This window comes from uncultured Veillonella sp. (genome assembly GCF_963543145.1).
Lineage (GTDB): Bacteria > Bacillota > Negativicutes > Veillonellales > Veillonellaceae > Veillonella.
The window spans coordinates 13,504-27,829 of sequence record NZ_CAUTZP010000004.1 but is presented as its reverse complement, the minus strand read 5'-3'; the positions used below and the strand labels follow the sequence as shown (position 1 = coordinate 27,829).

General features: G+C 39.6%; 11 protein-coding genes. All 11 read right to left on the bottom strand.

All coding sequences use genetic code 11. The annotated features are described in order from the left end of the window. Positions 1 to 28: 28 nt before the first annotated feature. Positions 29 to 484, bottom strand: coding sequence for a CBS domain-containing protein (locus RWZ05_RS02985; RefSeq protein ID WP_314641973.1), 456 nt, complete (start codon positions 482 to 484; stop codon positions 29 to 31). Between the two features lie 176 nt (positions 485 to 660). Further along, a complete protein-coding gene (gene rlmH, locus RWZ05_RS02980) occupies positions 661 to 1,140 on the bottom strand; it encodes a 23S rRNA (pseudouridine(1915)-N(3))-methyltransferase RlmH (protein ID WP_314641972.1) in 480 nt (159 codons plus the stop codon). 3 nt (positions 1,141 to 1,143) lie between these two features. Continuing rightward, on the bottom strand, positions 1,144 to 1,950 hold the full coding sequence (locus RWZ05_RS02975) for an MBL fold metallo-hydrolase (RefSeq protein WP_314641970.1): 807 nt from the start codon (positions 1,948 to 1,950) through the stop codon (positions 1,144 to 1,146). Positions 1,951 to 2,056: 106 nt separating this feature from the next. After that, a complete protein-coding gene (locus RWZ05_RS02970) occupies positions 2,057 to 3,244 on the bottom strand; it encodes a RuBisCO large subunit C-terminal-like domain-containing protein (protein ID WP_314641968.1) in 1,188 nt (395 codons plus the stop codon). 206 nt (positions 3,245 to 3,450) lie between these two features. Then, a complete protein-coding gene (locus tag RWZ05_RS02965) occupies positions 3,451 to 4,836 on the bottom strand; it encodes a nucleobase:cation symporter-2 family protein (RefSeq protein ID WP_314641966.1) in 1,386 nt (461 codons plus the stop codon). Between the two features lie 148 nt (positions 4,837 to 4,984). Further along, the gene (gene xdh / locus RWZ05_RS02960; protein WP_314641965.1) at positions 4,985 to 7,534 is read right to left on the bottom strand and encodes a selenium-dependent xanthine dehydrogenase; all 2,550 of its coding nucleotides are present in this window, start codon (positions 7,532 to 7,534) and stop codon (positions 4,985 to 4,987) included. 17 nt (positions 7,535 to 7,551) lie between these two features. Further along, complete coding sequence (gene hydA / locus RWZ05_RS02955; RefSeq protein WP_314641964.1) at positions 7,552 to 8,901, bottom strand: dihydropyrimidinase; 1,350 nt, start codon at positions 8,899 to 8,901, stop codon at positions 7,552 to 7,554. Beyond that, positions 8,898 to 10,589, bottom strand: a complete 1,692-nt coding sequence (locus RWZ05_RS02950; RefSeq protein WP_314641962.1) for a selenate reductase — start codon at positions 10,587 to 10,589, stop codon at positions 8,898 to 8,900. Before RWZ05_RS02950 ends, hydA begins: the two co-directional genes overlap by 4 nt. A gap of 28 nt (positions 10,590 to 10,617) precedes the next feature. Continuing rightward, positions 10,618 to 11,946: a putative aminohydrolase SsnA gene (gene ssnA / locus RWZ05_RS02945; protein WP_314641960.1), complete on the bottom strand. Its 1,329-nt coding sequence runs from the start codon at positions 11,944 to 11,946 to the stop codon at positions 10,618 to 10,620. Positions 11,947 to 12,000: 54 nt separating this feature from the next. Continuing rightward, positions 12,001 to 12,936: a carbamate kinase gene (arcC, locus tag RWZ05_RS02940; RefSeq protein ID WP_314641958.1), complete on the bottom strand. Its 936-nt coding sequence runs from the start codon at positions 12,934 to 12,936 to the stop codon at positions 12,001 to 12,003. 76 nt (positions 12,937 to 13,012) lie between these two features. Next, the gene (gene ygeW, locus RWZ05_RS02935; RefSeq protein ID WP_314641956.1) at positions 13,013 to 14,206 is read right to left on the bottom strand and encodes a knotted carbamoyltransferase YgeW; all 1,194 of its coding nucleotides are present in this window, start codon (positions 14,204 to 14,206) and stop codon (positions 13,013 to 13,015) included. Between the last annotated feature and the right edge of the window lie 120 nt (positions 14,207 to 14,326).

Sequence of the window (14,326 nt, the reverse complement as noted above, 5' to 3'; positions counted from 1 at the left end):
CTTTATACGTTTTACATAATTATGCCAATTAGTTATCTTTAGCGATCAATTTGATGATGTCGCGGCGAGACAAGATACCGATTAAATGGTAATCCTTATCTACCACTGGTACATTTTTCAAATGTTGGTCTAACATAACAGATACAATTTCTTCTACATCTTTATCTGGTGTAGTCGTAATTACTTCATCAGTCATCAACTCATGAACATGAGATGCCAACAATTTTTTGAACTTTGCATTGTATTCGCCAATGCCATTGTAATAGATGCTAGCGCCTAAAACATTTACATAGTGAGGTACATGAGGGCGCACTTTTTTATAAAGCAAATCACCTTCAGAAATAATGCCTACCAATTTATTATTGTCATCCACTACGGATATAGCAGTTAAATTGTATTTAACTAATAAATCAGCTACATCAGAAATTGGTGCATCTTTACCAACAGTAACAGGGTATTTATTCATTACTTCTTGAATTTTCATAGCGAATTCCTCCTTACAAATACATCTGGGTTTATTATACTATTCGACACGGTATAATAAAACTCCTTTTTTTATAAAAGCCTTATATAAATTATTTATAAGTATATTCCTAGGGTATAAGTTATATTAACTACACCTACTTAAAGGACTAGAATAAAATTTATAAACTATGGAACTCACCAATGATATGGTTCATTCCGATTAATTTTTGAAGCCCGATATATTTGTTCCACCAATAGTAATCGCACCATTTGGTGAGTAAAGGTCATGGGGCTAAAGGATAATTTATAATTTACAGACTCACGTAGAGTTTGACTAACACCAAAGGCTCCGCCAATAATAAAAGCCATATCGCTAACCCCATCTACCTCTAGCTTTGCTATGGTTTTCGCTAGATCTTCGGAAGACATCGTTTTACCGTACACATCAAGTAAAACAGTATAGGAATTCTTTGGAACAGCTTTTAATAATCGTTCCCCTTCTTCATCTACTACTTGCTTACGATCTGCATCACTTGGTTTATCTCCAATTTTACTTTCATTCAGTTCTGTTATCGCAATTCCCCCGTATGATCGCATCCGTTTTACAAACTCCGCAACGCCATCACGTAAGTAAGCATCTTTTAGCTTACCAATACAAACTACATAAAATCTCATATTTTACCTCTTTACAGATTTCATAGACACAATTTCATTAGGTTGCCCATGTTGTAGTTTCATTTCTTGTCCAATGCGAACACCCCCATCAACGAGCATTTTGCCAATCGTTTGTGTTACAAGGACCGCGTTATTATTATTTTCAGACCGGTGAGCCAAAATAACTTGCATAAAGTCAGGTCGTTTCATCATAAGCAACGCTTGCGCGGCCATTTCATTACTTAGATGACCTTCATCACTAGCCACCCGTTGTTTCAAAAACGGTTGATATGGACCAAAACGCAACATATGTGGGTCATAGTTAGCTTCTAACACTAACAAGGTCGTGTCATCCATACGGTGTAAGATACTATCGGAAATCACACCTGTATCGGTAACGACAGTAGCCTTATCTTTGCCTGTAAAGACATTAATACCGATTGGATCAGCCGCATCATGGCTCACACTAAAAGGTTCCACCACAAGATTACCGAGTGTTAGACTTCCCTTAGTCAGTTCTATCAACTGATTCTTTGGCACGATGAGCTTGTCCTGTATCTCACGCCATGTCCCTTGTTTCGTATACACAGGAATATCAAAACGTTTCAACAGTTGCTGTAGCCCTGCAATATGGTCGCTATGTTCATGACTGATAAAAATCCCCTCTACCTGTGCCATATCGATATGTAATTCTTTCAATCCATTGACGATGCGACGACAACTAATGCCTACATCGTGCAATATGACGGAGTTCCCTTTTTTTATTACTGTACAATTGCCCTTGCTACCACTAGCAATGACATGGACCTCTAACGGTGAGGATTCACTCATCAAAACACTCCATATACTTAATCATAAACCTATTATTTCTATGAAAGTTGATAACTTAGTCATTTACTTTAACTATTAAATTAAGCTATGTAAATACAAACTATCATTATCTTCTTTCACTTAAGCAAGTCAAACGCTCTACAAAGTATGCCATATTTAATTCGATGTCTGGACCTCGACGGAACATATCACCGCCAACAAGGAACATTGTATCGTTCCCATACAAATCTACTAGTTCATTAAGGCGTGCATCTGTAACTCCACCGCCCGGTGCAGGACATGCTGCTTTCATCAAACCCATCGGCTGTTTAATATACGATGAGATTCTTTTACATTGTTCTTCTGTAAAAGTAAAACGTCCACCGTAAGAAACAAAGATTGGCATATCGGCCCCAAAGATACGAGGCAACAAGCCTAGTTGTAAATAGTCTGCCACACCAGATGTACCAGGGCTTATAAAACCACCGGAGTAAGCTGGATGATGAATAATAGGCAATCGTAATTTCTCATCAGTAGCTAATTTATGGAGCCACCCAAAACCTACAAGACCTGACGCCACCATGAGAGCCGTGGCACCAGCCTCTTTAGCAAAATAAGCACGTTCAATTACGTCTGTACCATCGCCAGACACATTAGCTGCATATAAGGTATGTGCACTATGTTTAGCATTCATTTCCTGCACTATAGCAGCACATCGTTTTACTCGATCTTTATATTGAGAAAAAGACTGATTGGAGATGCCGTGGTCATCCTTAATCACATCTGCCCCACCGCGTGTATACGCACCACACATGCGAGCCAATTCTTCATTCGGTGTTCCCATCGGCTTTATAACAGCTTGGATCATTGGACGTGTCGGCGTTTCCACTAATCGACGAATACCATGCAAACCAAATCGTGGTCCCTTAAACACATCGTAAAGCCTTGGACACAACTCAATATCTACCACCCAAATATGCGGCTGTAACGAAGAATTGCCAAAGACAACATTTAAAAATTGTGTCGCTTCTAAAGCCGTAGTATCTACGAGGTATGAAATACGAGCCACATAATAACGAGATACATCGATTACAGTATTTGGCATGATACCAACATTTACATACGCAGAATCTTGTTCCATAGGTTCAAGACTATCTAACCGACCAGTGATATTTTCTTTAATATATGGATCATTGACAAACTCATAAGGAAACTCTATGGTTTGTTCTACTTGAACGGCCCAAGCAATTGCTTTTGCTTCTTCATATGAACTTGCTTCTATTCGATACGTGACTATAAATCGCTCGTCTTTCATAATGCTTCTCCTTTGCAATAATATTATTTAATTATATACCAAAGTAGTATACGATTCCATATTAAAAAAGGCCTCACCCTAGAACTAGAGTGAGACCTTTAAAATAGCGAAAACATGTATATAGATGTTTTACCTATACTAACAAGATTTCTACTGTGAGAGACAATACATGTAATCGTATGAGAATAAACTCGTCTAACTATATATTATTGATAGAAATGTTTAGGATAACCTTTGAATCGTGTGAAGTGACGGTATTTACGTGTTGCACGATTAGGTTCGTTAACAGTTTTGTAACCGAAGCCGTTGAATACAACATTTAGAAGAACGGCAACGATACTACCTGCTGTGATACCGGAGTTCAAAAGAATTTGAACCCATTCTGGGAAATGTGCATAGAAGTTAGGCGCCGCAAGAGGAATCATAGATACACCAATACTGATCGCTACTAACATCAAGTTGTAGTTACCATCAAAGCTAACTTTACCAAGGGAACGGATACCGCTGGCAATGATCATACCAAACATTGCGATACCAGCACCGCCTAAAACAGCATTTGGAATACAAGCTACGATAGCTGCTAGTTTAGGGAAAAGACCTAATACAATAAGAATAACACCAGATGCTGCTACAACGAAGCGGCTCTTAACGCGTGTTACAGCGATTAGACCTACGTTTTGAGCGAACGCTGTGTAAGGGAAGCTGTTAAGAATACCGCCGATAAAAGTAGATAAGCCATCAGCACGAAGTACTGCGGCCAACTCTTTTTGACCGATAGGTTTATCAACGATTTCGCCTACAGCAATACTATCACCAGTTGTTTCAACCATAACTACGAGCATTACAATAATCATAGAAATGATAGAAGCAAAATCAAAGGTTGGAATCCCAAAGTAGAACGGTGTTACAATGGATATCCACTGAGAACGACCTACTTCGGAGAAGTCAGTAATACCACAAATCATAGCAAGGGCTGTACCAAAAATAAGCCCTACTAAGATTGCTAGATTACCAATGAATCCTTTACCAAATCGATAGGTTAGAATAACAAGAACAAATGTAGCTACACCAAGAGCAATATATATAGGAGCACCAAAGTTTGGATTACCTGCACCGCCGCCCATCCATTTAACTGCTACTGGCATTAAGTTGATACCAATAATAGTAATGATAGTGCCTGTTACTACAGGTGGGAATAGACGAATCAATCGACTAAAGAATGGAGCCACAAAGAATGTAAAGAGACCAGCTATGATAATCGCACCGTAGATAGCTGTCATACCATGCTGCTGACCAATCATAATCATTGGACTTACAGAAGCAAATGTTACGCCTTGAATAAGAGGAATACGACCACCGATAGGACCAATGCCTAATGTTTGAATCAATGTAGCAATACCACATGTGAACAAGTCGGCCGTAATCAAACGAATTAAGTCTTCAATAGGTAAGTTCATCGCTTGTGCGATGATGATTGGTACTGCTACTGCACCAGCGTACATAGCTAGTACGTGCTGTAAGCCATAAGCAAATAATTGCGGTATTGGCAGCATACCATCTACATGGTCGACACCAGATATAGCTTTACTCATAAGAATCACCTCATATCTTACGTTTTAGTTACTAGTTAAATAATATAGTCATACTATCGTACATGATAGAGTTTAGAAATCTCATCGACTTCACGTGGGAACCTTGATGGCTAGGGGCCTATGGCCCCCTACCCATTAAGCAAATATTCTATTTTTTATAACCTGTATGTTGAATCGGCAAGGATCTACGTGGTTCTCCGTCGATACGACGATACGCATTTGCAATAGCTGGTGCAATTGGAATACTGGAAATTTCACCAATACCTTTAGCGCCGTATGCATATTGTTCTGGTGTCCCCTTTTCAATCAAACTTACATGAATTGGTGGACATTGTGTTGCTCTAAGAAGACCTAGAGTACCATATTTAGCTGTTACATAGCCATCTTTATAAGGGAAGTCTTCTGTTACAGCATACCCCATCCCCATAATTGCGCCACCTTCAGCCTGACCAGTACAAGATTGTGGGTTAACTACACGACCTACGTCGTATGCTACATGTAAATCAGCAATTTTATTATCTTCACCGATTGTTGCTACACAAGCACCATAACCATAGGCAACGTGATTTTTTGGATGTGGTTTATCAGAGTTGAATGGATCAGTTTCGCCAAGGAACTCTTCATAGATTTCTACTCCATTCAATTCTTCTAATGTTTTAGTTTCTAACAGTTCTTTCAAGCGAAGACTTGCTCTACGTGTTGCTTCACCAGTGAATACAGTTTGACGAGATGCAGTAGTTGTACCAGAGTCTGGCGTACGTACTGTATCAGGACGTTCTACAAATACTTTGTCAGCAGCCAATCCAGTTGTTTCACATAGTACTTGAGTCGCCATAGTTGCCATACCTTGACCGATACAAGCAGCGCCAGTACGAATACGAACTTTACCGTCACGTACTTCTAAGATAACGCGGCCAGTATCAGGTAAACCTACACCGATACCACTGTTTTTCAAACATACTGCAAGGCCTGTGCGGTCAGATGCGTAGTATGCATCTTTTACTGCTTCCAAACATTCTGCTAATGCAGTTTCGTCGGAGCAAATCTGGCCGTTTGGTAAGGAGTCACCAGGACGAACAACGTTTTTATAACGGAATTCCCAAGGATCCATACCTACTAAGGCAGCCAATTCATCAATATTTTGTTCTTGACCAAAGATAGTTTGTGTTACACCGAACCCACGGAATGCACCGCCAGGAACAGTATTTGTATAAACGCAAACACCATCAAAGGCAAAATTATCAAATTTGTAAGGACCACAAGAGTGTGTACCTGCACGTTGAAGTACTGGACCACCTAAGGATGCATAAGCACCACAGTTAGATACGATATTTACCTTACTAGCTACTAAGTTACCTTCTGCGTCACAAGCCGTAGTAATATCCATTTCCATCGCATGACGTTTAGGATGAATATTAAGACTTTCTTGACGGGAGAAGAGAACCTTAGTTGGTTTACCTGTAAGCCAAGCCACAAGAGACGCATGATGCTGTACACTCATATCCTCTTTACCACCAAAGCCGCCACCTACGAGCATGCTATGAACTTTTACAGACTCCTCAGGAATACCAAGCATACGAGATACCTCATGGCGATCATCGTAAACGTTTTGGCTGCCGGAATATAAATGTATTACATCGCCTTCACGATATGCTACAGCACATTCAGGTTCCATGAATGCATGGTCTGTTTGAGGTGTGGAATAATGATTTGTTACTACAAATGCAGCCTCTGCAATAGCTTTATCTACATCGCCGCGAGATAATGTTTGACGAGTCAATACATTTCCACTTGGATGTAATTGAGGAGCATCTGGTTTCAATGCTTCTAATGGATCTACTACAGGCTCTAACTCTGTATAATCAACTTCAATGAGAGCAAGAACTTCGTCCAAGTATTTCTTCTCAGTTGTTGCTACCAACGCAATAGCATCACCTACATAACGAGTGATATCGCCTTCTGCGATGAATACATCCCAATCCGGCACTAAGTGACCAGTCTTATTGAATGGTACATCTTTAGCAGTTAAAGCTGTTACACAAGCAGGATGTTCGAGTGCTTTGGAAACATCCACGCGATCGACTCTAGCACGAGGGTATTTAGAACGCAATGCTTTAGCGTAAATCATACCTTCCATATGAATATCATCAGCATATTGACCAGTGCCTAATGCTTTTTCCTCTACGTCAACACGGTGTAAAGGAGCACCTACAGCTGCATTAGTATCTTTTTCTGGAACTGGTAAGTTCTCACGAATCATTTTTGCGGCTAGCATAATGCCTTCTTCGATTTTCACATAGCCTGTACAACGACAAATATTACCTAAAATAGCTTTTTTAACATCATCAGCTGTAGGATTATTATTTTCGTCAATCAACGCTTTTGCACTAATAATCATACCAGGGATACAGAAGCCACATTGTACTGCTCCGCATTTACCAAAAGCATAGGTGTATACTGCTTTTTCCCTCTCAGTTAGGCCCTCAATTGTTACAACTGATTTACCATCTAATTGGGATAATTTGCTTACACAAGCCTTAGCTTTCTTTCCGTCTATAATTACTGTACACGTACCACAAGCACCCGCACTACAACCTTCTTTAGTGCCCGTCAATTTCAAATCAGCTCGCAAGAAATCAATTAAACGCTGATCCTCTTGAACCTCATGTTGGGTGCCATTCACTTGAAAGCGGTACATATATAGCCCTCCTTTCATTAAGGAATACATTCACCAAGATATGATTCTGTTAAGGATCCATCTTGTACCACATGGTGACCTCTAAGGATAACATCGCGAACCTTACCGGTTACGGATATCCCCTCATAAGGTATATAGTCAGCCTTTGTATGGGCAGACTCTTTTGAAAGAACGTGCTCTACGCTCTTATCAACAATTGTAATATCCCCATCACTACCTATGGCTAATGTTCCCTTCTTAGGATACATGCCATATAGTTTCGCTGGGTTTTCACTAACTAGTTTCATAAAATCTACGGCACTCATATTGCATTGGTTTACCAATACATCATAAGCGACGATCCCCCGCTCTTCAGCACCTGGAATACCGCCTGGAATACGGGTAAAGTCATGACGACTTTTTAATTTTTGACCCTCAAAATTGAAGCTACAGTGATCGGAGCCAATAGTTTGGAATGTACCATTTAATAGGGCTTCCTTCAATGTCATTTGATCTACTTTAGTTCTAAGAGGTGGACTCATCACATATTTAGCGCCTTCATAATTAGGCAAGCTATATCGTGATTCATCAAGCACCAAATACTGTGGACATGTTTCACAAGTCACTGCATGACCTAATGCGCGTTCTCGAAGGATTTCTTCTACACCTTCTTTAGAACTTACATGCACAATATGTACTGGATACTCTAAAGAAGCGCCAATTGTACTAAATCGTTTAATCGATTCCGATTCAATCATAGCTGGTCTCGTAAGTGGATGATTACGTATATCTAATTCATCACGCTTACGCTTATCAGCAACGAGTGCATCGATGAGATCACCATTTTCACAATGAGCTCCTACAAGTGCGCCTGTTGGTTTTATAGCTTCAATGGCGTCATAAATCTCACGGTCCGTTAAACGAAAGCCATAAGCTAAGTATACCTTAAAGGATGATACACCACCCTCAACCACTTTTGGGATTTCACTGGCCACAGTATCATTCATTTCTACAAGCTCCATATGGAATTTGTAGTCACAGGAGCAATGCCCTTCGGCACGCTCCTTATGAACCTCTAAACCTTTACAAAGGGAGCCTTCCTCAGGAGAAGCAAAATTGATAATTGAAGTAGTCCCACCAAGGATAGCAGCCTTTGTGCCACTATCAAAATCATCCGCAGTGGATGCTAAAGCATTAGTCATTTGGAAGTGTGTATGAGGATCTATAAATCCTGGGAATACATAACAACCTTTTGCATCAATTACTTTAGCTCCTTCTGGAACAGGAACGTGTTCATCGATGGCGACAATTTTGTCGCCATCGATTAATAAATCTCCGGTAAGGATTCGATCAGTTAAGACCAATTCCCCTTGTTGTATGATAATCATGATACATAGTACACATGCTCTTTGCAGAAGGCATGTACAACTCCTTTCAATTCTTCAGGTAATGCATCAATGTCACATACGGCTTCTTCACCTTTGAAGCGGTAACCACAGCTAGTGCCTGTGATGTAGAAACCATCATTTGTACTATCTGCTAAAGCTTCAGCATTGTGGAAGAATGTAATGCGATCCTTGTATGGTTGACAAGGTTCTACGCAATGACATGCACAGTTACCACACTCATTACAGCTTTGATCTACATGGACGATCAATTTAGCATCATTTACAGTAACGACTTCATTACATCTGTTAGGACATACGCGAACGCAAGCACCACACACTACGCGGCAGTGGTAGTCAGAGCTACGTGTACCAGGGAAGGAAGGCATTGCTTCACGTTTTTTCTTCATTGCATCGCTCTTCTTGAATACTTTATTTTCAGCGATGTCTTTAGCAAGTTCTGCGATAAGTTCTTTATGAACTTTTAATGCAGCATTGTAATCAGTAGATTCAACTTCATCTGCCAAAGCTTTGAAAGTATTGTAACCTTCGCCTTGTAGAAGAATTGTACATACTGTTACAGGCCAGATACCACAATCAAAGATGGCTTTGATATTTTGTTTTACAGCACCACCACTATAAGAAATTGGTAAACGTTCACCAAACTGAGCACTTAGAAGCTCGGCTACACCAATTGTTACAGGTAACAAGGATTTACCAGACATGTACATTTGCTCGCCTGGCAATTCATTGTTATTAATTTGTACAGGGAATGTATTTGTTAATTTAACGCCAAAGATTTTGTTATGTTTTTCACCAAGAGCGATAAGACGTTCTAACATTGGAACAGCTTTATCAAATTGAAGGTCAACTTCGAATTGATGGTCTTCAAATTTAATGTATTCAAAGCCAGCATTATCTAACAACTCTCTAATGCGTTTTGGACCTAACAATGTAGGGTTGCACTTCAAGTATAAATGAAGGCCTTTTTCACTGATAAGGTAAGAACAAATGGATTCGATTTCTTCAGCTGGACAACCGTGCATTGTGGACAATGTGATTGCTTGGCAAAGTTCATCGCTAATGGAGTTGATGAAATCAGCATCGATATGTTCAAATTCATCTACATGGTCAAGACACCATTGTTTGCATGTATCCCACATAGGAGATTGGGATGCACTGCGCATTGTGTTGATAAATTTATCAACCATTGGGCTCTTAATACCAGCCAAGTTGTAACCAACACTCATGATGAACAAGAATCCATCTGGATCGCCTAATCCTAATTCTTTAGAGATTAATTTTAATGCGAACCAAGCTTTGATGTATTCATCAGCAGCTTCATCACAGCTATATTCAGAAGACCATTCTACGTTGTATGCTTCGTCTACAGAGTAGATACAAGGTCTAGGAATACCTAATTCTTCACCGTACATGATTTGTACAGTTTTTAATTCAATGCAACGTGCACCAGCTACATAGGAAGCCACAATGTTTTGTGCCAACTGTGTATTAGGGCCAGCTGCAGGACCTACAGGGTTTTCAATGGATTTACCAAAGATAGATAAGCGTTGATCATGATTCGTACGATGAATTTTATTTACATTGTAAATACGATTGTACATCTTGTACTCAGTCATAATGTGGTTCATCAAATTTCCGAAACTTACCGGATACATAATGTCACTCATAATGTCACACTCCTTTAAAGCGCTTGCGTTATGGGTTTAGTCGTTTCCATAAACCTTTAGATGTTGCTAAAACTTCGTTCATTACTTCAGCTTTGTCGATGCTTTGTAATTTACGATCAATCATACGTGGTACACCATCACTAATAGTTGTTACCACATACATACCATTAGCACCGAATAATAAGTGACCATTGATGTTATTTTCATCAAGTGGCGTTGGTGCTGCGTAATCAAGAACGATTACGTCAGCCGCGGCACCTTTTTTAAGGATACCTACTGTAGTATCGAAGAATTCATTCGCCATTTTACGGTTGTTTTCAAATAGCATATGAGGAACTTCGCCCCAACCTACATATGGTTTATGTTGCTCATGTTTTACAAGGCAGTTTGCTACTTTGTAAGATTCGAGCATATCATTAGTGTAACCATCTGTACCTAGACCAACTGTGATACCTGCACCTAATAGTTTCAAGATATCTGTTGTGCCTACTGCATTACCCATGTTACTTTCTGGGTTATGTACAACCTTAGCTTGAGAATCTTTCAATAATTCTACATCTTGGTCTGTTACGTGTACGCAGTGACCTGCTATACTCTTAGGACCTAAAATGCCAGACTCTACAAGACGTCTAACAGGTGTCATGCCATATTTTTCTTTACTATCTGCCACATCTTCAGGGCCTTCTGCAACATGAACATGGTAACCTAGTTTATCTTCATTGTGAGCTTTAACATAATCTAATGTTTCAGGGCTTAGTGTAAAGGATGCGTGTAAGCCCATCATAGCAGCAAGTCTAGATGGATCTTGTTTTGCTTCTTTACCAAAGCGTACGTTTTCTGCAACAGCAGCTTTCATTTGATCTATGCCGTTGCGGTCAGACACTTCATAGCATAAACAAGAACGAACGCCGAACTGTTTAGCTACATCAGCAATAATAGATAAGCTATTATGAACTTCACCATAAGAAGCATGGTGGTCAAAAATAGTGGTTACACCATTTTCGATACAGCCTAAATATGTTAGTAATGCGCTTGCTTTTACATCAGGAGCCGTCAATTTATTATCTAAGTAGAACCAAAGTCCTTCCAAGATTTCACCGAAGTTAGTCGGTGCTGGACCTGGCAGCGATAAGCCTCGTGCAAGAGCGGAGTAAATATGATGATGTGCATTGATGAAACCTGGCATAATCAATCCGCCGTGAGCATCGATGATTTCTGCGTTTTCATAAGTTTTACATAACTCATCATATGTACCAATATCAACAATTTGAGTCCCGTCGATAGCAACAGCACCATCATAAATGATAGGTCTATCAGCGTCGCGAGTAATAACAGTACCTTTTCCTAATATAATCATGTGGGCACCTCCTCAACGAAACGTTAAAATGCATACTTATAAATCTATATATTATTATAATACGATACGTGTACCTGTTTTTCCTGCTATACCATCTTTAGATTTCTCTAATAATGTAATAATGGAAACACGGCCTTCTTTAGATTCAGCAAAAGCTACTGCAGCTTCTACTTTAGGTTTCATAGAGCCTTCACCAAACTCGCCTGCTTCGATGTATTCTTTAGCTTTTTCAACAGAGATTTCGTCTAACCATTGTTCGTTTTCTTTACCAAAGTTAATAGCAACTTTTTCAACAGCTGTTAAAATAACGAGTACATCAGCATCAATTTGTTGTGCCAATAAGCTACTAGTCCAGTCTTTGTCGATAACGGCTGCTGCACCATGAAGTTCATTACCTTCTCTTGTTACAGGGATACCACCGCCACCACAAGCAACGATCAGTTGTTTACCAACTAAACCCTTAATAGCTTCTAACTCGATGATTTCTTTAGGTGCAGGAGATGCTACCACACGGCGATAGCCACGGCCAGAATCTTCTTTTACTACATAATCATAATTTTTTTCTGCGTATTCAGCTTCTTCCTTAGTCATAAAGTGACCAATTGGTTTTGTAGGATTTTTGAAAGCTGGGTCATTTTGATCAACAAGTACTTGCGTAACCATTGTCATAGTTGGCAAATGTTCAATACCACGATTTAATAATTCTTCGTGAAGAGCATTTTGCAAGTCATAACCGATATAAGCTTGGCTCATTGCCACGCATACGGATAATGGAGTATTTGGTTGACCTTCTTTTTCACGAGTCAATGCTGCCATCGCATTGTTGATCATACCAATTTGAGGCCCATTGCCATGAGTTACCACTACATCGCAATCAGCTTCAACTAAATCAATAATTGTTTTTGCAGTACTTTTTACAGCAATTTTTTGTTCTGGCAAGGAATTACCCAATGCATTCCCACCTAATGCTACTACAACTCTTTTTCTCATGTTATTCCTCGTAACAAATAACAAATAATTAAGAATAAAAAGGAGCCATCAACACGGATGGCCCCTAAACTTTACTTTACGGTTGAACGCGGTCAGTTCCCTTCCGTTCTAATTCTTTTAAAGTTTCTACAGGATTTTTGAATTTACTTAAGAAGATCATAGCTGCAATAACATATGGTTTGTAGCTTGCTTCTTTGTAAAGAGGTATGCGGTAGCGATCGAATACTGTTGCGTCTACTTCGCCTTCTTCACAACTTACACCTGTAATATCTGCTGGCAAGCAATGTAAGTAAAGAGCTTTGCCGTCTTTAGTGAGACTCATCATCTCTTCAGTACATGCCCAATCTTTATGTTTACCATTCTCTTCAAGAAGAACTTTTTCTAATGCTTTAATACCTTCATGGTCGTTTTCACCGTACAATTTAGTACGTTTTTCCATTGCGCCGAATGGTGCCCAGCTCTTAGGATATACGATGTCAGCATCTTTGAAAGCGTCTTTCATGTCGTTAGTTTTACGGAAGGAGCCGCCACAAGCCTCAGCTTGTTTTTTAGCGATTTCTTCAACTTCTGGCATTACTTCATAGCCTTCTGGATGTGCTAATACAACCTCCATGCCAAGACGAGTGAACAAACCAATAGCACCTTGAGGTACGGATAAAGGTTTACCATAAGATGGGGAGTATGCCCAAGTCATAGCAAGTTTTTTACCTTTAAGGTTTTCAATACCGCCGAATTCTTTAATGATATGAGCTGCGTCAGCCATAATTTGTGTAGGATGGTCGATATCACATTGTAAGTTTACAAGTGTAGGTCGTTGTTCTAATACGCCATCTTCATGACCTTCTTTAACTGCATTGGATACTTCACGCATGTAAGCATTGCCTTTACCGATGTACATGTCATCGCGAATACCGATAACGTCAGCCATGAAGGAGATCATGTTAGCTGTTTCACGAACTGTTTCGCCGTGAGCGATTTGGGATTTACCTTCATCCAAGTCTTGAACTTCTAAACCTAACAGGTTACAAGCGGAAGCAAAGGAGAAGCGAGTTCTTGTGGAGTTATCACGGAATAAAGAAATGCCAAGTCCGCTGTCAAATACTTTAGTGGAGATATTGCGTTCTCTAAGAGCACGTAATGCATCAGCTACTGCCCAAACACCTTGTAATTCGTCATCAGATTTTTCCCAAGTTAAGAAGAAATCTTCGCCATACATTTTGCTAACGTCTAATTTTTGTAAAGTTTCAATACTTTTATTGAAGTCTGTCATCTGTAAGTCCTCTCTTTCAATTCCCTAAAGGGCTACTTAGAATCTAACTTTATATGGTACCTCATCAAATGGTGAGGTACCATATTAAATCCTTAATAATTAACTATTTTGTAGTTATAT